This is a genomic window from Pseudomonas sp. GV105, assembly GCF_003058185.1.
GTDB classification, from domain to species: Bacteria; Pseudomonadota; Gammaproteobacteria; order Pseudomonadales; family Pseudomonadaceae; genus Aquipseudomonas; species Aquipseudomonas veronii.
This window is the reverse complement of the sequence record NZ_QBUF01000023.1, coordinates 1-20997: the sequence shown is the minus strand read 5'-3', so window position 1 is coordinate 20997 and position 20997 is coordinate 1. Positions and strand designations below refer to the sequence as shown.

20 protein-coding genes are annotated in these 20997 nt (G+C 62.7%); 8 read left to right on the top strand and 12 right to left on the bottom strand.

Translation table 11 applies throughout. The features are described 5' to 3' along the window. Together C8K66_RS29505 and C8K66_RS29500 are read right to left on the bottom strand one after the other, a co-directional pair. A complete protein-coding gene (locus tag C8K66_RS29505; RefSeq protein WP_108526666.1) occupies positions 1 to 2202 on the bottom strand; it encodes a cation-translocating P-type ATPase in 2202 nt (733 codons plus the stop codon). A 66-nt stretch (positions 2203 to 2268) separates the two neighbouring features. Further along, entirely contained in the window at positions 2269 to 2649 is a 381-nt protein-coding gene (locus tag C8K66_RS29500) for a hypothetical protein (protein WP_046384837.1), read from the bottom strand. A 147-nt stretch (positions 2650 to 2796) separates the two neighbouring features. Between C8K66_RS29500 and C8K66_RS29495 the strand changes: the two genes are divergently transcribed. Together C8K66_RS29495 and C8K66_RS29490 are read left to right on the top strand one after the other, a co-directional pair. Then, complete coding sequence (locus tag C8K66_RS29495) at positions 2797 to 2988, top strand: heavy-metal-associated domain-containing protein (protein WP_017849643.1); 192 nt, start codon at positions 2797 to 2799, stop codon at positions 2986 to 2988. An 83-nt stretch (positions 2989 to 3071) separates the two neighbouring features. After that, positions 3072 to 4265, top strand: coding sequence for a multidrug effflux MFS transporter (locus tag C8K66_RS29490; RefSeq protein WP_017849642.1), 1194 nt, complete (start codon positions 3072 to 3074; stop codon positions 4263 to 4265). A 6-nt stretch (positions 4266 to 4271) separates the two neighbouring features. On the opposite strand, the gene C8K66_RS29485 is transcribed toward C8K66_RS29490, so the two are convergent. From C8K66_RS29485 to C8K66_RS29475, 3 genes are all read right to left on the bottom strand, one after another. After that, positions 4272 to 4457, bottom strand: coding sequence for a hypothetical protein (locus C8K66_RS29485; RefSeq protein ID WP_017849641.1), 186 nt, complete (start codon positions 4455 to 4457; stop codon positions 4272 to 4274). 145 nt (positions 4458 to 4602) lie between these two features. Next, the gene (locus tag C8K66_RS29480) at positions 4603 to 5616 is read right to left on the bottom strand and encodes a zinc-binding alcohol dehydrogenase family protein (protein ID WP_108526665.1); all 1014 of its coding nucleotides are present in this window, start codon (positions 5614 to 5616) and stop codon (positions 4603 to 4605) included. A gap of 140 nt (positions 5617 to 5756) precedes the next feature. After that, positions 5757 to 6050, bottom strand: a complete 294-nt coding sequence (locus C8K66_RS29475; RefSeq protein ID WP_017849638.1) for a putative quinol monooxygenase — start codon at positions 6048 to 6050, stop codon at positions 5757 to 5759. A 118-nt stretch (positions 6051 to 6168) separates the two neighbouring features. Between C8K66_RS29475 and C8K66_RS29470 the strand changes: the two genes are divergently transcribed. From C8K66_RS29470 to C8K66_RS29460, 3 genes are all read left to right on the top strand, one after another. Then, on the top strand, positions 6169 to 7095 hold the full coding sequence (locus tag C8K66_RS29470) for a LysR family transcriptional regulator (RefSeq protein WP_108526664.1): 927 nt from the start codon (positions 6169 to 6171) through the stop codon (positions 7093 to 7095). A 137-nt stretch (positions 7096 to 7232) separates the two neighbouring features. Further along, positions 7233 to 7928 carry a helix-turn-helix transcriptional regulator gene (locus tag C8K66_RS29465; RefSeq protein WP_017849636.1) on the top strand — a complete coding sequence of 232 codons (696 nt, stop codon included), beginning with the start codon at positions 7233 to 7235 and terminating at the stop codon, positions 7926 to 7928. Positions 7929 to 8033: 105 nt separating this feature from the next. After that, positions 8034 to 9404: an MFS transporter gene (locus C8K66_RS29460; protein WP_046485746.1), complete on the top strand. Its 1371-nt coding sequence runs from the start codon at positions 8034 to 8036 to the stop codon at positions 9402 to 9404. A gap of 64 nt (positions 9405 to 9468) precedes the next feature. Here C8K66_RS29460 and C8K66_RS29455 read toward each other — a convergent pair whose 3' ends face one another. After that, complete coding sequence (locus C8K66_RS29455) at positions 9469 to 10422, bottom strand: adenosine deaminase (protein WP_017849634.1); 954 nt, start codon at positions 10420 to 10422, stop codon at positions 9469 to 9471. A 192-nt stretch (positions 10423 to 10614) separates the two neighbouring features. On the opposite strand from C8K66_RS29455, the gene C8K66_RS29450 reads away from it, so the two are divergent. Beyond that, positions 10615 to 11703: a calcium:proton antiporter gene (locus C8K66_RS29450; protein ID WP_108526663.1), complete on the top strand. Its 1089-nt coding sequence runs from the start codon at positions 10615 to 10617 to the stop codon at positions 11701 to 11703. 89 nt (positions 11704 to 11792) lie between these two features. Here the strand turns inward: C8K66_RS29450 and C8K66_RS29445 are convergent, their stop codons facing one another. From C8K66_RS29445 to C8K66_RS29420, 6 genes are all read right to left on the bottom strand, one after another. Beyond that, positions 11793 to 13151: an 8-oxoguanine deaminase gene (locus C8K66_RS29445; protein WP_108526662.1), complete on the bottom strand. Its 1359-nt coding sequence runs from the start codon at positions 13149 to 13151 to the stop codon at positions 11793 to 11795. Between the two features lie 172 nt (positions 13152 to 13323). Continuing rightward, the gene (locus tag C8K66_RS29440; protein ID WP_079442758.1) at positions 13324 to 14010 is read right to left on the bottom strand and encodes an SDR family oxidoreductase; all 687 of its coding nucleotides are present in this window, start codon (positions 14008 to 14010) and stop codon (positions 13324 to 13326) included. Between the two features lie 56 nt (positions 14011 to 14066). Continuing rightward, positions 14067 to 14648, bottom strand: a complete 582-nt coding sequence (locus C8K66_RS29435; protein ID WP_017849630.1) for a YigZ family protein — start codon at positions 14646 to 14648, stop codon at positions 14067 to 14069. Between the two features lie 12 nt (positions 14649 to 14660). Further along, complete coding sequence (locus C8K66_RS29430; protein ID WP_017849629.1) at positions 14661 to 15320, bottom strand: TetR/AcrR family transcriptional regulator; 660 nt, start codon at positions 15318 to 15320, stop codon at positions 14661 to 14663. An 87-nt stretch (positions 15321 to 15407) separates the two neighbouring features. After that, positions 15408 to 16799, bottom strand: a complete 1392-nt coding sequence (locus C8K66_RS29425) for a uracil-xanthine permease family protein (RefSeq protein ID WP_046384831.1) — start codon at positions 16797 to 16799, stop codon at positions 15408 to 15410. Positions 16800 to 16887: 88 nt separating this feature from the next. After that, positions 16888 to 17808: a LysR family transcriptional regulator gene (locus tag C8K66_RS29420; protein ID WP_017849627.1), complete on the bottom strand. Its 921-nt coding sequence runs from the start codon at positions 17806 to 17808 to the stop codon at positions 16888 to 16890. A 125-nt stretch (positions 17809 to 17933) separates the two neighbouring features. Between C8K66_RS29420 and C8K66_RS29415 the strand changes: the two genes are divergently transcribed. Together C8K66_RS29415 and C8K66_RS29410 are read left to right on the top strand one after the other, a co-directional pair. Next, entirely contained in the window at positions 17934 to 19283 is a 1350-nt protein-coding gene (locus C8K66_RS29415; RefSeq protein ID WP_017849626.1) for an aspartate aminotransferase family protein, read from the top strand. Positions 19284 to 19322: 39 nt separating this feature from the next. After that, complete coding sequence (locus C8K66_RS29410; protein ID WP_017849625.1) at positions 19323 to 20816, top strand: CoA-acylating methylmalonate-semialdehyde dehydrogenase; 1494 nt, start codon at positions 19323 to 19325, stop codon at positions 20814 to 20816. Positions 20817 to 20997 lie beyond the last annotated feature (181 nt).

Sequence of the window (20997 nt, the reverse complement as noted above, 5' to 3'; positions counted from 1 at the left end):
TCATGGATGTGGGTCCTCCAGATCCTTGGGTTTCCAGGTTTTCAACAACAGCGCATTGCTCACCACGCTGACGCTGGACAAGGCCATCGCCGCGCCGGCCAACACCGGGTTGAGCAGGCCGAACGCCGCCAGGGGAATACCGATCAAGTTATACACAAAGGCCCAGAACAGGTTCTGGCGGATCTTCGCGTAGGTCTTGCGGCTGATCTCCAGCGCGGCCGGCACCAGGCGTGGATCGCCGCGCATCAGGGTGATGCCGGCAGCGTGCATGGCCACGTCGGTGCCGCCGCCCATGGCGATGCCGATGTCGGCGGCGGCCAGGGCCGGGGCGTCGTTGATGCCGTCGCCGACCATCGCCACCACGCCGGTTTTTTTCAGTTCGGCGACGGTGGCGGCTTTGTCGGCCGGGAGCACTTCGGCGTGGACGTCGTCGATGCCCAGCGCCTGGGCGACTACCCGCGCACTGCCGCGATTATCGCCGGTGAGCAAATGGCTGCTGATGTGCCGCGCCTTGAGTTGGGCCACGGCTTCCAGCGCGCCGGGCTTGAGAGTGTCGCCGAATGCGAACAGCCCGAGTACCCGCGGTTGCGCGCCTTGCTCGATCAGCCAGGACAAGGTGCGGCCCTCGGCTTCCCAGGCCTTGGCCGAAGCGTTCAGTGCGCCCGCGTCCAGCCCGTTGTCTTCCAGCAGACGGCGGTTGCCCAGGGCCAGCGGCCGACCGTCGAGGGTGCCGGCAATGCCGCGCCCGGTCAGGGACTGGCTGGCGCTCACATCGGCCACGTTCAGCCCTCGTTCGTGGCAGGCATCCAGCACCGCCTTGGCCAGCGGGTGTTCGCTGCCGCGTTGCAAGGCGCCGGCCTGTTGCAGCAGCAGCGGTTCGTTGCCGTCGACTGCCGCCAAGTGGGCGATCTTCGGCGTGCCGGAAGTGAGCGTGCCGGTTTTGTCGAATACCACCGCGCTGACGGCGTGGGCGCGCTCCAGCGCTTCGGCATCCTTGATCAGGATGCCGTGACGCGCCGCCACGCCGGTGCCGGCCATGATCGCAGTTGGTGTGGCCAGGCCGAGGGCGCACGGGCAGGCGATCACCAGCACGGCGACCGCATTGATGATCGCAGTCTCCAGCGAAGCGCCGTACAGCCACCAGCCGAGCAGCGTGAGCAACGCCAGCACCAGCACCGTCGGCACGAACACCTGGCTGACTTTATCCACCAGTTTCTGGATCGGTGCCTTGGCCGCCTGGGCGTCTTCCACCAGGCGGATGATGCGCGCCAGCACGCTTTCCGCGCCGAGGGCCACGGTTCGGACCAGCAAGCGCCCTTCGCCGTTGATCGCGCCACCGGTGACCTTGTCGCCCGGTTGTTTCGGCACTGGCAGGCTTTCGCCGCTGATCAGCGCTTCGTCGGCATGGCTTTGGCCGTCCACCACTTCCCCGTCCACCGGGAAGCGCTCGCCGGGTTTGACCAGCACGTGGTCGCCGAGCTTGAGCGCGTTGATCGCGACGTCTTCTTCGCGGCCGTCAACCACCCGAATCGCGCGCTCCGGGCGCAAGGCTTCCAGGGCCCGGATGGCGCTGGCGGTCTGGCGTTTGGCGCGGCTTTCCAGGTATTTGCCGAGCAGCACCAGGGCGATCACCACCGCCGAGGCTTCGAAATACAGGTGCGGCATGCTGCCGGCGGGCGCGGTGAGCCATTCATACAGGCTCAGACCGTAACCGGCGCTGGTGCCGATCGCGACCAGCAAGTCCATATTGCCGGCGCCGGCGCGCACGGCTTTCCACGCGGCGATGTAAAAGCGCGCACCGAAGATGAACTGCACCGGTGTGGCCAGGGCGAACTGGACCCAGGCCGGCAGCATCCAGTGCAGGCCGAAGGGCTGTGCCAGCATCGGCAGCACCAGCGGCAACGCGAGCACAATCGCCAGCAGCAGCGCCCAACGCTCGTGGTGCAGGCGCTGGGCTTGATCGGCATCGGTCTTGGTTTCGCTTTGGGGCAGCGACGCGCTGTAGCCGGCCTTGTCGACGGCGGCGATCAGCACGGCGGGGTCCATCTGGCCGAGCACCTCGATATGGGCGCGCTCGTTGGCCAGGTTCACGCTGACACGTTGCACCCCCGGCACCTTGCCCAGCGCGCGCTCGACACGCCCGGCGCAGCTGGCGCAGGTCATGCCGCCGATGGGCAGGTCAAACGTGGTGGTTCCATTCATGGGGCAGTCCTCCTGAAGAAGTTGCCCCTAGGATCAACCTTGACCTGTGGGGAAGGTCAAGCGTCTTTAGTATTCCAATGCCGCAGGTTTGAGGTACATGCCTTCCGGGCCTTGGGCGATGCGCAACTTGCGCACGTCACCGGCCTTCAGCGTGATGTTCTGCGCGGGTGGCGCCAACAGGCCCGGCAGGCAACCCGACGATTGGCCCGGTAGCAGCTTCAGGCGCAGCGACACATTGCCGGCCGGCAGGTTGAACGAGGTGGACTGTTCCTGGAACAGGCGCCCGGCCAACTGGTCCTGGATGTACAGGCCGATCTCGCAGTTGGTCGGTACTTCCAGGCGTTCGCGGGAAATGATCAACACCGCGTAGTCTTCGGCGGCGCTGGCCATGGGCGCAGCGGCAGACAAACTCATCAGGCCGACAAGGCCAAAAAACGACCAGCGCATGGCGAATGCTCCGTGGTTCACATCAAAGATGGGTGAAGCTTGGCCGACTGCGTCACTGAATACCAGCCCGGCGGCTATTTTTGCCGCTTGACCTTGCCATCGTGGCAAGGTCGACACTGCGTCCACCCTCATTAAAGGAGTCATGTCATGCAAGTATTCAACGTTGAAGGAATGACCTGCGGCCATTGCGTCCGGGCAGTGACCCAGGCGGTGCAGAATCAGGACCCGGCAGCCGAAGTGAAAGTCGACCTGGCGGCCAAGCAAGTCAGCGTGCAAAGCCAGTTGAGCCGCGACGTGATCGCCGGCTTGATCCGTGAAGAAGGCTACAGCGTCGCCTGATTTAATAGTTAGCGAGCTATCGTAATGTTCAACGCACCCAAGCGCGGCTAGACTGTCGGGCTGCCGACATACTTGGGTGCCTGATGAACCTGCGCATACTCCTGATTTTGGGCGCCTTGAGCGCCTTCGCGCCGCTGGCGATCGACTTTTACCTGCCGGGTTTCCCGGCGATGGCGACGGCGTTCGCCACCGATGAAAAACATATCCAGCTGACCTTGGCGGTGTATTTCGGCGGCCTGGCCATCGGCCAATTGATCTACGGTCCGCTGGCGGACCGCTTTGGTCGTCGTGTGCCGCTGCTCAGCGGGGTCACGTTGTTTACGCTGGCCTCCTTCGCCTGCGCCTACGCGCCGTCTTTGGAATGGCTGATCGGCGCACGCTTCGTGCAGGCCCTCGGCGGTTGCGCGGGCATGGTGATTTCCCGCGCGGTGGTCAGCGACAAGTGTGATGTGGTGACTTCGGCCAAGGTGTATTCGCAACTGATGCTGGTGACCGGCCTGGCGCCGATCCTTGCGCCATTGGCGGGCGGGCTGATGGTCGGGGTGTGGGGCTGGCAGTCGATCTTCCTGGCGCTGACGGTGTTCAGCGTGATGGCCGCGATCGCGGTGGCGGTCGGTTTGCCGGAAACCTTTCCGGCCCATCAGCCTCGGCAACCGTTGTCCGGGTCGCTGCGCCGCTATATCGACCTGTTGTCGGACCGGGTCTACCTCGGTTACGCCCTGACCGGGGGCATTTCGATTGCCGGGATGTTTGCCTACATTGCCGGTTCACCGTTCGTATTCATCAAACTCTATGGCGTGCCCGCCGAGCATTTCGGCTGGGTATTCGGCTCCAACGCCGCCGGCTTTATCCTGATGGCCCAAGTCAATGCGCGCTTGCTCGCCAAGCGCGGGCCGGCGTTCTTGCTGTCGCGCACGGTGTGGCTCTACATGCTGGCGGCGTTGGCGCTGCTCGGCGTCGCGGCCTTGCGCACCGATGCGTTGTGGCCGTTGCTGCTGCCGCTGTTTATCTGCATCGCCAGCCTGGGCTGCATTTTGCCCAACACCTCGGCCTGCGCCATGAGCGGGCAGGGCGCGCGAGCCGGTAGCGCCTCGGCGATGCTCGGTTGCATTCAGTTCGGCGTGGCAGCGGGGGCGGCTTCGTTGGTGGGCGTGTTGCACGACGGCACGGCGATGCCGATGGCGATGGTCATCAGCTTGTGCGGGGTCTTGGCGGTGACGATTGCACTGTCGACCCAGCGCCTGCAACGGGCACGTGCCCTACAGGCGCAGGTCTGAAAGACGTCAGCCAGCGGCAGCGGAGCGTTGCTGGTCGAGTGGGAAACGGTGGGGCGCCTGGATGCGCGCTTGCAGGGTCTCGGCGAAGGCGCGGGCTTCGGCCTCACTGCGGAAGGTGATGGCTTCGCCGTCGAGACGGACCTGCCATTTATTGCCCGGGGATTTTGCTAACGCTTTTATCAGGATCTTCATTGCTGACTTCCTCACGTAAAAGAATCGTGGCAAAGGCCGCCAATATAAACCCGAATACGTTCACAATGATGACAAAGGTCAATTCCCTGACTAGTGGTGTCGTCCATCACTTACACGAATGACGGACGACACTGACAGACCTCTTTCAGAACCCTTCCAGCACGATCTTACCCTTGGCCTTGCCGCTTTCGAGCAGCGCGTGGGCGCGGCGTAGGTTCTCGGCGTTGATCACGCCGAAGTGCTCGCCCACGGTAGTTTTCAGGGTGCCGGCATCGATCAGCTCGGCGACGCGATTGAGCAGGTTGTGTTGCTCGATCATGTCCGGCGTCTGGAACATCGAGCGGGTGTACATGAACTCCCAATGCAGCGACAGGCTCTTGCGCTTGAGTTTGCTCACGTCCAGGGCCTTCGGATCGTCGATCAGCGCCAGCTTGCCTTGGGGCTGCAGGGCTTCGACCAGTTGATCCAAATGGTGGTCGGTCTGGGTCAGGCTAGCGACGTGGGTCACCTGGGCCACACCGGCGTGTTTCAGGGCTTCGCTCAGCGGCTGGCTATGGTCGATCACCAGGTCGGCGCCAAGGGCCTTGGCCCAGGCCTGGGTTTCCGGGCGCGACGCGGTGCCGATGACCTTCAGTGCGGTGAGCTGGCTGGCCAATTGGGTCAGGATCGACCCCACGCCGCCGGCAGCGCCGACGATCAGCAGGCTCTGGCCTTCGTCCTTTTTACCCTCGCGCACTTGCAGGCGTTCGAACAACAGTTCCCAGGCGGTGATGGCGGTCAGCGGCAAGGCGGCCGCGTCGGCAAAACCCAGGCTCTTGGGCATGTGGCCGACGATGCGCTCGTCCACGGTGTGCAGTTCACTGTTGCCGCCCGGGCGTACCAGGGAGCCGGCGTAGAACACTTTGTCACCGGCCTTGAACAGCGTCACTTCACTGCCGACGGCCTTGACCACACCGGCCACGTCCCAGCCGAGCACCTTGGCGGCGCCGTTTTCCGGGGCGACGTTCTGGCGGACCTTGGTGTCCACCGGGTTGACCGAGATGGCTTTGACTTCCACCAGCAGGTCGCGCGGGCCGGCGACCGGTTCCGGCAGCTCGATGTCTTGCAGGGATTGCGGATCGGTGATCGGCAGTGAGGTGTAGTAGGCAATGGCTTTCATGGGGGCTCCAGAAGTAGGGAGTTGACTGTAGGAGCGAGCTTGCTCGCGAAAAACTCACAGGGGCCGCGCTGAATCAAAAGCGCGGCGTCATCGTTTACGATTTTCGCGAGCAAGCTCGCTCCTACAAAAAAGGGCGGTGATCAGGCAAGAAATTTCAGGCGCTTGAGTTCGAAGTGCGCGAGTACGTCGGCGGCCTTGGCGCGGAAACTCTGGATGTGTGCGCTCTGGTCGTGGTCGGCCAGGGCCGCGTCGTCGCGCCAGCGTTCGAGCATGTAGAACGTCTCGGGATGTTGCAGGTCCTGGTGCAGGTCGTACTGTTCGCAACCGGCTTCCTGGCGGGTCGGTTCCAGCAGGCCGCGCAGCAGCGACTCGAGGGTGTGTTGTTGGCCAGGTTTGGCGATCAGCGTGGCGATGACGTTAAAGGCAGCGGACATATTCGACTCCTGACACGGGCTGTATGAGATGGGCAGATGATTGGCTATTTCCGATGCAGATAAAAGCGGCTAAAACAGCAGTCTGTTTCAATAATATTTTGATAATGGGTGGAATTGGATGCTGCGCTTTGATGATTTGCAGTTGTTCGTGCGCGCAGCGGACCTGGGCAGTCTGTCGGCCGCGGCGCGGGTCATGGACCTGTCGCCGGCGGTGGCCAGCGCGGCGTTGAAGCGTATCGAACAGCAACTGGGCACGCGCTTGCTGGCGCGCTCCACTCGCAGCCTGCGCCTCACCGCTGAAGGGGACGGTTTTCTCGGATATGCGCGCGCCGCGCTGAGCTCGCTGGACGAAGGGCGGCGGTTATTGGCCAGTGGCCAGGACCATGTCAGCGGTGTGCTGCAACTGTCGGCACCCTCGGATTTTGGTCGCAACCAGCTGTTGCCCTGGCTCGACGAGTTCCAGCGTGACTATACGCAACTGACGGTGCGCCTGTTGCTGGGCGACCGCATTGCCGACCTGTTCCGCCAGCCGGTGGATATCGCCCTGCGCTATGGCGAACCGGAGGATTCCAGCCTGGTCGCGCTGCCCGTCGCGCCGGATAACGTGCGCGTGCTGTGCGCGGCCCCCAGTTATCTCGAGCGCCACGGCGAACCGCGGCATCTGGAGCAACTGGCCCAGCACAATTGCCTGCTGTATATGCTCGGCACTCGCGTGCATGACCTCTGGACGTTTCATGACGGCAAACGCGAAGTCAGCCTGACTGTCGGCGGCGACCGCTTCAGTGACGATGCTGACGTGGTACGGCGATGGGCTGTCGCCGGGGTGGGCATCGCCTACAAGTCCTGGTTGGATGTGAGCAGCGACGTCCGCGCCGGACGCTTGCGCGTGATTCTGCCTGAGCTGCGCGGCGAGCGGACGCCGCTCAACCTGTTATGCGCGCATCGCGCGCAGTTGAGTAAGCCCATCAACCTGCTGCGGGAAATGCTCGTGTCCCGTTGTGCGACATTGACCGCGCAGTGGTCGGAACAATTCACCAGTGCGTAATAGCCTCCACTAAAGCCGGAAATTTCACTCAGATCCTGTCCCTATCCGCGCTGTCAGACGCCGGGGAACTGGCTGCTTGCGCACCTATACTTTGGCGCCAACCACAGCAGAGAAATGATTTAACAAGGAGTGAACACATGGAACAGGCACCTTGCATCAGTCAGATTGCCAGCTTGCTCGCCGAGCCAAAACGCACCGCCATGCTCTGGGCCTTGATGGACGGCTCGGCCAAGTCTTCCCAGGAACTGGCGACGCTCACGGGGTTGTCGCCGGCCTCGGCGAATGCCCATCTGGCGCGGCTTACCGGCGGCGGTTTGCTGCGTGTCGAAGCGCGTCGCGGCAAGCGGTTGTTTCGTGTGGCGGCGGCGGATGTCAGCACCGCCATCGATGCCTTGGCCAGCACCACCATGGCCAGTGCGGCGCGCAGCTCTCCGCAGGCTTCACCGCTGACCCTGGCGGCGCCGGCCCCGCTGCGCCATGCGCGGTTATGCCATGGGCACCTCGGCGGCGAGCTGGCGGCGCAACTGTATCAGCGGATGATCGCGGCCGGCTGGATCGAGCGCCACGAGCTCCGCACCCAAGTCACGGTCAAAGGCGCGCAGCACCTGGCCGGCCTGGGCATTTTCACCCAGGCGCTGGCCTTGCCGCTGGTGTGCGACTGTTTCGATTGGAGCCAGCAGCAACCGCACCTGGGCGGCGCGCTGGGAGCCGGGCTATTGCAACTGTTTTTGCAGTCGAACTGGATCCGTGCGGTCAACGAGTCCCGCGCCTTGCTCGTCAGCGACACCGGGTTGGCGGAAATCACCCGGTTGGCCGTGCCCGACGCGCTCTGACCTGGATGACGTCGTTCAGAGTTGCGATCAGGTCGCACCCAGCAATAACCCGGAAAAACCATGGCCCACACTCCCAGAGGGGATTATTCACACAGGGGATGGGGCATGGGTACGCACGGCTATAGCGCGGCAGAACGGCTGGAACGGTTGCCCATCAGCGGTTACCACCGAGTCATTTTTATCATCATCGCCCTGGCGTTTTTCTTCGACTCCATGGATCTGGCGATGATGACTTTCCTGCTCGGCTCGATCAAAGCCGAGTTCGGCCTGAGCACGGCCCAGGCTGGCTTGCTGGCCAGTTCGAGTTTTTTCGGCATGGTGGTGGGCGCGTCGTTGTCCGGGATGCTCGCCGATCGCTTCGGGCGCAAGCCGGTGTTCCAGTGGAGCATCGTGTTGTGGGGGATCGCCAGCTACTTATGTTCCACGGCGCAGACGGTGGAGACGCTGACGTTGTTTCGCATCCTGCTCGGCATTGGCATGGGCATGGAGTTTCCGATCGCGCAGTCGATGCTCTCGGAGCTGATTCCGGCCAAGGGGCGCGGGCGCTATATCGCGTTGATGGATGGCTTCTGGCCGTTGGGTTTTGTGGCGGCGGGGGTGCTGTCGTACTTTTTGCTGCCGCTGATCGGCTGGCGCGACATCTTCCTGGTGCTGGCGGTGCCGGCGGTGTTTGTGTTGGCGATCCGGTTTTTTATCCCGGAGTCGCCGCGCTGGCTGGAGCAGGCCGGGCGGCATGCGGCGGCGGATAAGGTGTTGCTGGGGATCGAGGCGAAAGTGCGCGACTCCCTGGGCCGCGCCGAGTTGCCGCAGCCGATTCGCCTGCCGCGGGTGGAGAGTGTGCCGGGCAACTTCTTCTCGGCGTTCCAGCAATTATGGTCGGCGCAGTATCGCCAGCGCACGATGATGATCTGGAGTGTGTGGTTCTTCGCCTTGCTCGGCTTTTATGGGCTCACTTCCTGGTTGAGTGCCTTGCTGCAGCAGTCGGGGTTTGCGGTGACCCAGTCGGTGTATTACACGGTGATCATTTCCCTGGGCGGGATTCCCGGCTTCCTGATGGCGGCCTGGCTGGTGGAGCGTTGGGGGCGCAAGCCGGTATGCGTCGTGACCTTGCTCGGCGGCGGGGTGATGGCGTTTCTGTATGGGCAAAGCGCGGTGTTTGGCGGCAATGTCGGCCTGCTGATCGCCTCGGGGTTGTTGATGCAGTTCTTTCTGTTTGGCATGTGGGCGGTGCTGTACACCTACACGCCGGAGTTGTACCCCACCTCGGCGCGAGCGACGGGGGCCGGGTTCGCTTCGGCGATCGGGCGGGTCGGGTCGTTGCTCGGGCCGTTGGTGACCGGGCTGGTGTTCCCGATTACCGGGCAGGGCGGGGTGTTTGCCCTGGGCGCATTGTGCTTTGCGGTGGCGGCGCTGGTGGTGTGGGTGTTTGGGATGGAGACGAAGGGCAAGACCCTGGAAGAGTTGAGCGAGATTTAACCGGCAATCCACAACGAATGTGGGAGCGCGCTGGCTCCCACATTGTCAGTCGCGGTTTACGCCGTCAGGGCTTCACCAGCCGCGCATCCAGGCTGTTTTGCGCCAGGCGTTTGGCCTGGTCCTGGGTCATGCCCAGGGCGGTGTACAGCGCATGGAAGTTCTCGGTGACGTAGCCGCCGAAGTACGCCGGGTCGTCCGAGTTCACCGTCACCTTCACCCCACGCTCGAGCATGTCGAGGATGTTGTGCTGGGCCATGTCGTCGAACACGCGCAGCTTGGTGTTGGACAGCGGGCACACGGTCAGCGGGATCTGTTCGTCGATGATCCGTTGCATCAGGCGCTCGTCTTCGATGGCGCGCACGCCATGGTCGATACGCTGGACTTTCAGCAGGTCGAGGGCTTCCCAGATGTACTCGGGCGGGCCTTCTTCGCCGGCGTGGGCCACGGTGAAGAAGCCTTCATTGCGGGCACGGTCGAACACGCGTTGGAACTTGCTCGGCGGGTGGCCCATTTCCGAACTGTCCAGGCCCACGGCCACGAACGCATCGCGAAACGGCAGCGCCTGGTCGAGGGTTTTCTCGGCTTCGGCTTCGCTCAAGTGGCGCAGGAAGCTGAGGATCAAGCCGCTGGTGATGCCCAGTTGCTGCTCGCCATCTTTGAGCGCGGCGGCGATGCCGTTGAGCACTACTTCGAACGGCACGCCACGGTCGGTGTGGGTTTGCGGGTCGAAGAAGGGTTCGGTGTGGATCACGTTCTGCGCTTTGCAGCGCAGCAGGTAGGCCCAGGTCAGGTCGTAGAAATCCTGGGAGGTGCGCAATACATCGGCGCCCTGGTAATACAGGTCGAGAAACTCTTGCAGGTTGTTGAAGGCGTAGGCCTTGCGCAGGGTGTCGACGTCGTTCCATGGCAGCGCAATCTTGTTGCGCTCGGCCAGGGCGAACAGCAGCTCAGGCTCCAGCGAGCCTTCCAGGTGCAGGTGCAGTTCAGCCTTGGGCAGGGCGTTGAGCCAATCGTACATGTCTAAAATCTCATCGGGTGCAATGGCGGCATTCTACAGGCCATGACTGAAATAATCGGCAAAACCTGACCAAGAGGAGAGTATTGGTTCTATTCGCGCAGGGGCGCTGCGAACTAAGATGTAACGAAACGTTAGCGATGTACTGCAGTCTGTACCCCGTCAATGACTGATTTGCCGCACAAAAGGCCCGCAATGCTCACCTCTCTCAAGCAAGAAAAATTCATGCTGCTGGCGCTGATCGCCGCCGTCGCCGCGTACCCGCTGGAGCACTGGATGCTCCACAACGGGCAAATGGTCGCGCTGCTGGCCGGCCTGGCGCTGATCGGCTTTATCGTGGTGGCGTCGATGCGCGTCGCTCACCATGCCGAGCAGTTGGCGGAAAAGGTCGGCGACCCCTACGGCACCATGATCCTGACCCTGGCCGCCGTGCTGGTGGAAGTGGTGATCCTGGCGATCATGATGAGCAACGAACCGTCGCCGACCCTGGTGCGCGACACCATCTACTCGGCGGTGATGCTCGATATCAATGGCATCCTCGGCCTGGCCGCGCTGATGGGGGGCATCAAGCACGGCGAACAGTCCTACAATGACGACTCGGCGCGCACCTACAGCGTGATGATCCTCACCGCCATGGGCGTGTCGATGGTGGTGCCGGAATTCATCCCCGAAGCGGACTGGAAGATTTACTCGGCCTTCACCATCGGCGCGATGGTGGTGCTCTACACCCTGTTCCTGCGCATGCAGGTGGGCCCGCACAGTTATTTCTTCAGCTACAGCTACCCGGATAAACGCCGCAAGACGTTGCCGGAAGAACAGGCGCCGCCGGTGAACCTGGCATTTTCCATCGGTACGCTGGTGTTCGGGGTGATTGTGATTGGCGCGCTGGCCGAGGTGATGTCCAAGACCCTCGACCTGGGCCTGGAAGGCACGGGCGCGCCGCCGGTGGTGACGGCGATTGTGGTCGCGGCCATCTCGGCGGCACCGGAGATTCTGACCGCCTTGCGCGCCGCCCTGGCCAACCGCATGCAGTCGGTGGTGAACATTGCACTGGGCGCATCGTTGTCGACGGTGATCCTGACGGTGCCGGTGATGGAAGCGATGGCGCTCTACACCGGCCAGCCGTTCCAGATGGCGATGACGCCGGTGCAAAGCGTGATGGTGTTGATCACGCTGATCGTCAGTGCGATCAACCTCAACGATGGCGAAACCAACGCCATCGAAGGGATGACCCACTTTGTGTTGTTTGCGACCTTTATCATGTTGTCGCTGTTAGGGGTGTAGGCGTGAGCTTGCTCGCGAACAATCTGAGAGCGCCGTGTGAATCAGAACACCTGCGTTAGCGTTGATGTTTTTCGCGAGCGAGCTCGCTCCTACAAAGGGTTGATCAGGTTACGGGCGGCCTGGCTGTGATCGGCAATCAAGCCTTTGAGGTCGAGGCCCTCGACCTGGCCGTCGATCACCCGCCATTGCCCGCCGATCATCACCCGGTCGGCCCGGTCGGCGCCGCACAACAGCAGCGCCGAAATCGGATCGTGACTGCCGGAGAAGCGCAGTTCGTCCAGCTTGAACAGCGCCAGATCGGCCTGCTTTCCTACGGCTAACTCACCGATATCCGAACGACCGAGCAACTGCGCCGAGCCTTTGGTCGCCCAGCCCAGCACGCCTTGCGGGGTGATTTTTTCCGCGCCATAACGCAGGCGCTGGATGTACAGCGCCTGGCGGGCTTCGAGGATCATGTTCGACGCATCGTTGGAGGCCGAACCGTCCACGCCCAGGCCGATCGGGGCACCGGCGGCGAGCAGGTCCAGGGTCGGGCAGATGCCGGAGGCCAGGCGCATGTTCGAGCTTGGGCAATGGCAGATCCCGGTGCCGGCGGCGCCCAGGCGGGCGATTTCATCCGGGTTGAAGTGAATGCCGTGGGCCAGCCAGGTGCGCGGGCCGAGCCAGCCGACGCTGTCGAGGTAGTCCACGGTGCGCAGGCCGAAGCGTTGCAAGCAGAAGTCTTCCTCGTCGAGGGTTTCCGCCAGGTGCGTGTGCAGGCGCACGTCGAGGCTCGCGGCCAGTTCGGCGCTGGCTTGCATGATTTGCGGGGTGACGGAAAACGGCGAGCAGGGCGCCAGGGCGATCTGGATCTGCGCGCCGTCGCCGCGTTCGTGGTACTGGCGGATCAGGCGCTGGCTATCGTCCAGAATCACCGCGCCCTGTTGCACGGTTTGCTGCGGCGGCAAGCCACCGTCGGCTTCGCCCAGGCTCATGGAGCCGCGAGTGAGCATGGTGCGCATGCCCAGTTCGCGCACCACGTCGACTTGCACGTCGATGGCATGTTCCAGGCCGTCCGGGAACAGGTAGTGGTGGTCTGCCGCCGTGGTGCAGCCCGAGAGCAGCAATTCCGCCAACGCGACTTTGCTGGCCAGGGCGAGTTTTTCCGGGGTCAGCCGCGCCCACACCGGGTACAGGGTCTTCAGCCACGGGAACAACGGCTGATTGACCACCGGCGCCCAGGCGCGAGTCAGGGTCTGGTAGAAGTGATGATGGGTATTGATCAGCCCCGGCAGGACCACATGTTCGCGGGCGTCGAACACCTGCGTACAGGGCTGTGCAGGCGCTTGCCCGATGCCCAGCAGTTCGCTGATCACACCGTCTTGCAGCACCAGGCCGCCACGGGCATCGAGGCCATTGGCAGTGAAAATCGCGAGGGGGTTTTTTAACCAGATACGGGTCGCAGGCATGGGCCGGCTCCTCTGAATGATGGGTTCAGGTTTGCCAGCTCAGTGTTGCCCTGTCTGCTGATCCAGGGTCGCCAGTGAAGGCGAGGTGGCTAGATTACGTGTAGTTCTAGATCCGGTCTACCGGTAGGAACGCGCTGCTTTCGAGAAGCGTGTTCCCACCTTTGATGGCGGCTTACCAGGGAATGGTATGGCCTCGGTAGTCCACGAAGTGGTGGCCGCCTTTGCCGGTGTAGGCATTTACCTGATCGAGCAGGCCGCGCACGCTGGTCTCGACGTCGATGAGTGCGTTTTCGCCGCCCATGTCGGTCTTCACCCAACCCGGGTGCAGGGAAAGCACGGTCATTTTTTGCTCGCCGAGTTGGGTGATGAAGCTGTTGGTCATCGAGTTGAGGGCGGCCTTGCTCGCCTTGTAGAGCGCCAGCTCGGAACCGTCAGGGATGGTCACGCTGCCCAGGACTGAACTCATGAACGCCAGCACGCCGGAATCTTTGCGGATCTGCCCGACAAAGCGCTGGGCCAGGTTGATCGGCGCCACGGCGTTGGTGAAGAACAACTGGCCGACTTCCGCCAGGGTGGCGTGGCCAGGTTCCTGGTTCGCCGGGCCCTTGACGCCGGCGTTGACGAACAGCAGGTCGAATGTCCGTTCCTTGAGGCGCTGGCTCAGGGCGATCACAGCTTGCTGATCGTCCATGTCGAGTTTCTCGATCTGTACCGGGCCCACGGCTTTCAGGGCGTCGGCCTTGTTCGGGTCACGCACGGTGGCGGTCACGTCCCAGCCATCCTTGAGCAATTGCTTGACCAGGCCAAGGCCCAGCCCGCGTGAGGCGCCGATGATCAGTGCGGTTTTTGGCGTAGACATGCAGAGCTTCCTTTGACGTCGCGGTTCAGGGCGTTCAGCGAACAACATTAGCAGTTTCAACGTTGCAGCAGGATACGCCCCCGGCTCAGGTCGGCAAGCTGGTTTTGCAGGGTGTCGATGTGTGCTTCGCCCAGGGCCAGTTGCAGCTCCACGCCGTTGGCGGTGAAGTGTTCCTCCAGCACCAGCCCGCCGAGTTCGGCGACCCGCAACTTGACCAGGTTCAGTTCGGAAAACCCGCAGTCGCAGCTCAACGGCACGCGGCTGATCAGCTCGATGCGCTCGGCGGTTTGCAGGCATTTGTTCGCGCCGCCGCCATACGCCCGCGCCAGCCCGCCGGTGCCCAGTTGGATGCCGCCGTACCAGCGAATCACCAGCACCACCACCTGATCGAAGCCCTGGGCCTCGATGGCGGCGAGGATCGGTCGCCCGGCGGTGCCGCCAGGTTCGCCGTCGTCGTTGCTGCGGTACTGGTCGGCGAGTTTCCAGGCCCAGCAATTGTGCGTGGCGTTCAGGTCGCTGTGCTGCTCGATGAACGCCTGGGCTTCTTGCGCGCTGGTGATCGGTGCGGCCAGGGTAATGAAGCGGCTTTTGCGAATTTCTTCGCGGAATTCGCAAAGGCCGGTGAGGGTGAAAGGCATAGGCGGTGTCGTCTAGAGGGCGGGCTTGATGCCACAGCCTTTGAGAATGATGTGGATCAGGTTGGTGCCGGCGTCTTCCATATCTTGTTTGGTCAACTTGGTGCGCCCGGTGACGCGGCAGATCTGGCTGGCGAAGTCGGCATAGTGCTGGGTGCTGCCCCACAGCAGGAAGATCAGGTGGACGGGGTCGATGGGGTCCATCTTGCCGGCATCGATCCAGGCCTGGAACACGGCCGCCCGGCCGCTGAACCAGGCGCGGTAGTCCTGGCCGAAGTATTCGGTAAGGCATTCGCCGCCGCTGATGATCTCCATGGCGAAGATCCGCGAGGCCTGGGGCTGTCGTCGGGAAAACTCCATCTTGGTGCGGATGTAGCGGGTGAGGGCTACGGCCGGGTCGTCCTCGGCGGTCAGCGCGTTGAAGGTGCTGTCCCACAGTTCGAGGATATTGCTGAGCACCGCGACGTACAGGCCCATCTTGTTGGTGAAGTAGTAGTGCAAGTTGGCCTTCGGCAACCCGGCGCTGGCAGCGATGGTGTTCATGCTGGTGCCCTTGTAGCCGTGACGCGCGAACTCGTCTTCGGCCGCTTGAAGAATCGCTTGCTCGTTCTTTTGCCGAATGCGGCTGGCGGGCTTCCCGGCGTGGGTGCTGTGGGCAGGAACTTCGAGGCTCATGGAGGTTTCCGTGCTGATCGATAGAGACGATGTATGCACAGATAACCCACCCTCAAGCCTCAGACAAGTCCTGATGCAATAAAACCCTCAAAGCGGTTCCAGCGTATCGCCATGTGGCGCGCCGTTTGCTGCGGGGCTCGCTTTGGCTTCCGGCAGTAACAGGCACAACGCGATTGCGGTCAGCCCGCCGCTGGTGATGGCCGAGTCGAACAGGTTTTGCACCAGCGTCGGCATCAAGTGCAGCAGGTTCGGTTGGGCGGCAATGCCCAGGCCGACGCCGAACGAGGTGGCGATGATCAGCATGCTGCGTCGGTCCAGCGGCGCCTGGGCGAGAATACGCACGCCGGCCGCCGCCACGCTGCCGAACATCACCAGGGTCGCGCCGCCCAATACCGGTTTGGGGATTTGCTGCAGCACCGCGCCGATCGATGGAAACAAGCCGAGGCAAAACAGCACCACGCCGATGTACAGGCCGACATAGCGGCTGGCCACACCGGTGAGTTGGATCACGCCATTGTTCTGGGCGAACGTGGTGTTGGGGAACGCGCTGAAGGTGGCGGCGATCATGCAGCTCACCCCGTCGCCGAGTACGCCGCCCTTGAGCCGGTTTATATAAGACGGGCCGCTGATGGGCTGGCGGGCGATCATGCAGTTGGCGGTGAGGTCACCCACGGTTTCGATGCTGCTGATCAGATAAATCAGCGCGATGGGTAGGAAGGCGCTCCAGTCGAAGTTGAAACCATAACGAAACGGCATCGGCAGGCTGATCAACGGCAGGTCGGGCAGGGCCTGGGGCACCAGTTTGCCGCTGAACCAGGCCGCGAGGCTGCCGAGGGCCAGGCCGATGATGATCGCCGAGAGGCGTACCCAGGGTGTGTTCGAGCGGTTGAGCAGGATGATCGTCAACACCACGAACAGGCCCAGTGCCAGGTTGATGGGCGCGCCGAAATCGGCGGCATTGAACCCACCGCCGAGGTCGGTGATACCCACTTTGATCAGGCTGATGCCGATCAGGGTAATCACGATCCCGGTGACCAGCGGCGTGATCACCCGGCGCAGTTGCCCGATAAAACGGCTCAGCACGATTTGTACGGCGGCGCCGAAAAAGCACACGCCGAAGATCATCGCCAGGATGTCTTCCGGGCTGCCGCCGCGTTGCTTGACCAGGAAGCCCGCCGACAGCACGGCGCCGAGAAACGCAAAGCTGGTGCCCTGCAGGCAGATCATGCCGGCGCCGATGCCAAACGGCCTACGCGCCTGGATGAAGGTGCCGACACCGGACACCATCAGCGCCATGCTGATCAGGTACGGCAGGTGAGCCGCCAGGCCCAGGGTCGAGCCGATGATCAGCGGCGGCGTGATGATGCCGACGAAGGCGGCCAATACATGTTGCAGGGCGGCCAGTAGGGCGGGCAGGGGTTTTGGGCGGTCGTTGAGGCCGTAGATCAGGTCGCTGGGGCTGGACGTTTCTGGTGGCATGGCGGGCAAACTCGAGTCGGACGGTTCTAGGTCCTTGTGCTCTTGCAAAAAGCTGTCCACTTGCTCAGCTTTTTGTGCGAGGCCCGAATTAGCGGGTTGCCGCCAGGCTGTCGAGGAAACTTTCCAGCACCAAATGAGGGCGCCGCCCCTTGCGCGTGACCGATGCCAGGCTTAAATCGTAAAAACGTGTAGCCGGTTTCAGCGCGCGTAGTCGGCCTTGTTGCACCCACAGGCTGGCGTAGTGATCGGGCAGGTAGCCGATGTAGCGGCCGGTGAGGATCAGGAACGCCATGCCTTCGCGGTCCGAAGCGCTGGCGGTGCAGTTGAGGGCCTGGTAGTGGGCCTGGATCTCGGCGGGCAGGCGGAAGGTGGGGGCGATCGCATCCTGGTCGTCGATGCGTCCATCCTCCAACTGCTTGTCGTCGGCATAGAACAGCGGGTGGCCGACGGCGCAGTAGAGCAGCGAGCGTTCGCTGTACAGCGCCTGGTATTCCAGGCCGGACAGCGCGCTGGCCTGGGGCACCACGCCGACATGCAGGCGGCCGTCGAGCACGCCTTGTTCCACTTCATTGGGGGCAATCATGCGGATCTGGATCTGCACGTCCGGGCCGCGTTCCTTCAATTGCGCCAGGGCATGGGTGATACGCATGTGGGGCAGGGTGACGAGGTTGTCGGTGAGGCCGATGATCAGTTCGCCGCGCAAATGCTGGTGCAGGCCGTTGACCTCGGTGCGAAAGCTTTCCAGGGCGCTCAAGAGTTGCAGTGCCGACTGATAGACCTCGCGGCCTTCCTCGGTCAGCGAGAATCCGGCACGCCCGCGCTGGCACAGGCGCAATCCCAGGCGTTGCTCCAGATCGCTCATTTGCTGGCTGATGGCCGAGCGGCCGATGCCGAGCACGGTCTCCGCCGCCGAGAAGCCGCCACACTCCACCACGCTGCGAAAGATGCGCAGCAGGCGAATATCGAAGTCGCTGACTTGGGCCAGGGGGTCGGGTCGACGGATGCTCATAGTTTAGTCAGGGCCTGACTGAAGGTTAGAAGAGTTGGATTTCACAGACTTTATCCCCGTGGCAATTTAGCTGCAAGAACGCTTTTCAATCCCGGCGCTGCTTTTTGCCTTGCGAGGTTTTGCTGATGAACATGTCCGAAAACGCCCCTTCGTCCCTGGCCAGCCAACTGAAGTTGGACGCTCACTGGATGCCTTACACCGCCAACCGTAACTTCCAGCGTGACCCGCGCCTGATCGTGGCCGCCGAAGGCAGCTGGTTGACCGATGACAAGGGCCGCAAGGTCTACGATTCGTTGTCGGGGCTGTGGACCTGCGGCGCCGGGCACACCCGCAAGGAAATCCAGGAAGCGGTCGCCAAGCAACTGGGCACGCTGGACTACTCGCCGGGCTTCCAATACGGTCATCCGCTGTCGTTTCAACTGGCGGAAAAAATCACCGACCTGACCCCGGGTAACCTCAACCATGTGTTCTTCACCGACTCCGGTTCCGAGTGCGCCGATACGGCGGTGAAGATGGTGCGTGCGTACTGGCGCCTAAAAGGCCAGTCTACCAAGACCAAGATGATCGGCCGCGCCCGTGGCTATCACGGGGTGAACATCGCCGGCACCAGCCTGGGCGGCGTCAACGGCAACCGTAAGATGTTTGGTCAGGCGATGATGGATGTTGACCATCTGCCTCACACCTTGCTGGCGAGCAATGCGTTCTCGCGCGGCATGCCGGAGCAGGGCGGTATTGCCCTGGCCGATGAACTGCTCAAGTTGATCGAGTTGCACGACGCGTCGAACATCGCTGCCGTTTTTGTCGAGCCGATGGCCGGCTCCGCTGGCGTGCTGGTGCCGCCACAGGGTTACCTCAAGCGTCTGCGTGAAATCTGCGACCAGCACAACATCCTGTTGGTGTTCGACGAAGTGATCACCGGTTTCGGCCGTACCGGCTCGATGTTCGGCGCCGACAGCTTCGGCGTGACCCCGGACCTGATGTGCATCGCCAAGCAAGTCACCAACGGTGCGATCCCGATGGGCGCGGTGATTGCCAGCAGCGAGATCTATCAGACCTTCATGAACCAGGCGACGCCGGAATACGCGGTGGAATTCCCCCACGGCTACACCTACTCGGCACATCCGGTAGCCTGCGCGGCTGGCCTGGCGGCATTGGACCTGCTGCAGAAGGAAAACCTGGTGCAGAGCGTAGCCGAAGTCGCTCCGCACTTTGAGAATGCGCTGCATGGTTTGAAGGGCAGCAAGAACGTGATCGACATCCGCAACTACGGTCTGGCCGGCGCGATCCAGATTGCCCCGCGTGACGGTGATGCCATCGTGCGTCCGTTCGAGGCTGGCATGGCCTTGTGGAAAGCCGGTTTCTACGTGCGTTTTGGCGGCGACACCCTGCAGTTCGGGCCAACCTTCAACAGCAAGCCGCAGGACCTGGATCGCCTGTTCGATGCCGTCGGCGAAGTGCTGAACAAGATCGACTGATTTCTCCTTCTATATAGAACAACTTTTCAGGAGCCCTGCATGAGCCTTATCCAGCATTTGATCGACGGCCAATTGGTCAGCGAATCCGGTCGCACCGCCGATGTGTACAACCCGTCCACCGGCCAGGTGATTCACCAGGTGCCGCTGGCCAGTCGCGAAACTATCCAGCGCGCGATCGACTCGGCCAAGGCCGCATTCCCGGCCTGGCGTAATACGCCGGCGGCCAGGCGTGCCCAGGTGATGTACCGTTTCAAGCAGTTGCTGGAGCAGAACGAAGCGCGCATCTCGCAGTTGATCAGCGAGGAGCACGGCAAGACCCTGGAAGACGCGGCGGGGGAATTGAAGCGTGGCATCGAGAACGTGGAGTATGCGTGCTCGGCGCCGGAAATTCTCAAGGGCGAGTACAGCCGCAATGTGGGGCCGAACATCGATGCCTGGTCGGATTTCCAGCCGTTGGGCGTAGTGGCCGGGATTACCCCGTTCAACTTCCCGGCGATGGTGCCGTTGTGGATGTACCCGCTGGCGATCGTCTGCGGCAACTGCTTTATCCTCAAGCCGTCGGAGCGTGATCCGAGTTCGACGCTGCTGATCGCGCAATTGCTGCAGGAGGCCGGCCTGCCTAAGGGCGTGCTGAGCGTGGTGCATGGCGACAAGGGCGCGGTGGATGCGCTGATCGAAGCGCCGGAGGTCAAGGCCTTGAGCTTTGTGGGTTCGACGCCGATTGCCGAGTACATCTACGCCGAAGCGACCAAGCGCGGCAAACGCGTGCAAGCGCTGGGCGGCGCGAAGAACCATGCGGTGCTGATGCCGGATGCCGATCTGGATAATGCGGTCAGTGCCTTGATGGGCGCGGCCTACGGTTCCTGCGGCGAGCGTTGCATGGCGATCTCGGTGGCGGTGTGTGTGGGTGACCAGGTGGCGGATGCATTGATCGCCAAGTTGGTGCCGCAGGTCAAGGCGCTGAAGATTGGCGCGGGCACCTCGTGCGGCCTGGATATGGGGCCGCTGGTCACCGGCCAGGCGCGGGATAAGGTCAGCGGCTATATAGAAGACGGTGTGGCCGCGGGCGCTGAGCTGGTGGTCGATGGTCGTGGCTTGAGCGTTGCCGGGCATGAGCAGGGGTTCTTCCTCGGTGGCAGTTTGTTTGACCGCGTGACGCCGCAGATGCGTATCTATAAAGAAGAGATCTTCGGGCCAGTGTTGTGCGTGGTGCGGGTCAATAGCCTGGAAGCGGCGATGCAACTGATCAACGATCACGAGTATGGCAACGGCACATGCATCTTCACCCGTGACGGTGAAGCGGCGCGTCTGTTCTGTGACGAGATTGAAGTGGGCATGGTCGGCGTGAACGTTCCACTGCCGGTGCCGGTGGCCTACCACAGCTTTGGCGGCTGGAAGCGCTCGCTGTTTGGCGACTTGCATGCTTACGGGCCGGATGGCGTGCGTTTCTATACCCGGCGCAAGGCCATTACCCAGCGCTGGCCGCAACGGGCCAGTCATGAAGCGTCACAGTTTGCCTTCCCTAGCTTGTAAGACGCGTTGAAAGCCGGCCCCTTGGGGCCGGCTTTCGCGTTTTTGCGGCCTTTTTGACCGATATGACAGAATTGTGAAGAAAGGTGTTGACGGCAAATCCTGGACGTCTATAATTCGCCCCACTTCCGGCGCAGTCGAAACGGAAAACTCCTTGGTAAACAAAGAGTTACGCAAGATTCGA

Bases quoted from the DNA above. Each gene is read 5' to 3' on its own strand.
- C8K66_RS29505 (WP_108526666.1), bottom strand. From the start codon at position 2,202: ATGAATGGAACCACCACGTTTGACCTGCCCATCGGCGGCATGACCTGC.
- C8K66_RS29500 (WP_046384837.1), bottom strand. From the start codon at position 2,649: ATGCGCTGGTCGTTTTTTGGCCTTGTCGGCCTGATGAGTTTGTCTGCC.
- C8K66_RS29495 (WP_017849643.1), top strand. From the start codon at position 2,797: ATGCAAGTATTCAACGTTGAAGGAATGACCTGCGGCCATTGCGTCCGG.
- C8K66_RS29490 (WP_017849642.1), top strand. From the start codon at position 3,072: ATGAACCTGCGCATACTCCTGATTTTGGGCGCCTTGAGCGCCTTCGCG.
- C8K66_RS29485 (WP_017849641.1), bottom strand. From the start codon at position 4,457: ATGAAGATCCTGATAAAAGCGTTAGCAAAATCCCCGGGCAATAAATGG.
- C8K66_RS29480 (WP_108526665.1), bottom strand. From the start codon at position 5,616: ATGAAAGCCATTGCCTACTACACCTCACTGCCGATCACCGATCCGCAA.
- C8K66_RS29475 (WP_017849638.1), bottom strand. From the start codon at position 6,050: ATGTCCGCTGCCTTTAACGTCATCGCCACGCTGATCGCCAAACCTGGC.
- C8K66_RS29470 (WP_108526664.1), top strand. From the start codon at position 6,169: ATGCTGCGCTTTGATGATTTGCAGTTGTTCGTGCGCGCAGCGGACCTG.
- C8K66_RS29465 (WP_017849636.1), top strand. From the start codon at position 7,233: ATGGAACAGGCACCTTGCATCAGTCAGATTGCCAGCTTGCTCGCCGAG.
- C8K66_RS29460 (WP_046485746.1), top strand. From the start codon at position 8,034: ATGGGTACGCACGGCTATAGCGCGGCAGAACGGCTGGAACGGTTGCCC.
- C8K66_RS29455 (WP_017849634.1), bottom strand. From the start codon at position 10,422: ATGTACGATTGGCTCAACGCCCTGCCCAAGGCTGAACTGCACCTGCAC.
- C8K66_RS29450 (WP_108526663.1), top strand. From the start codon at position 10,615: ATGCTCACCTCTCTCAAGCAAGAAAAATTCATGCTGCTGGCGCTGATC.
- C8K66_RS29445 (WP_108526662.1), bottom strand. From the start codon at position 13,151: ATGCCTGCGACCCGTATCTGGTTAAAAAACCCCCTCGCGATTTTCACT.
- C8K66_RS29440 (WP_079442758.1), bottom strand. From the start codon at position 14,010: ATGTCTACGCCAAAAACCGCACTGATCATCGGCGCCTCACGCGGGCTG.
- C8K66_RS29435 (WP_017849630.1), bottom strand. From the start codon at position 14,648: ATGCCTTTCACCCTCACCGGCCTTTGCGAATTCCGCGAAGAAATTCGC.
- C8K66_RS29430 (WP_017849629.1), bottom strand. From the start codon at position 15,320: ATGAGCCTCGAAGTTCCTGCCCACAGCACCCACGCCGGGAAGCCCGCC.
- C8K66_RS29425 (WP_046384831.1), bottom strand. From the start codon at position 16,799: ATGCCACCAGAAACGTCCAGCCCCAGCGACCTGATCTACGGCCTCAAC.
- C8K66_RS29420 (WP_017849627.1), bottom strand. From the start codon at position 17,808: ATGAGCATCCGTCGACCCGACCCCCTGGCCCAAGTCAGCGACTTCGAT.
- C8K66_RS29415 (WP_017849626.1), top strand. From the start codon at position 17,934: ATGAACATGTCCGAAAACGCCCCTTCGTCCCTGGCCAGCCAACTGAAG.
- C8K66_RS29410 (WP_017849625.1), top strand. From the start codon at position 19,323: ATGAGCCTTATCCAGCATTTGATCGACGGCCAATTGGTCAGCGAATCC.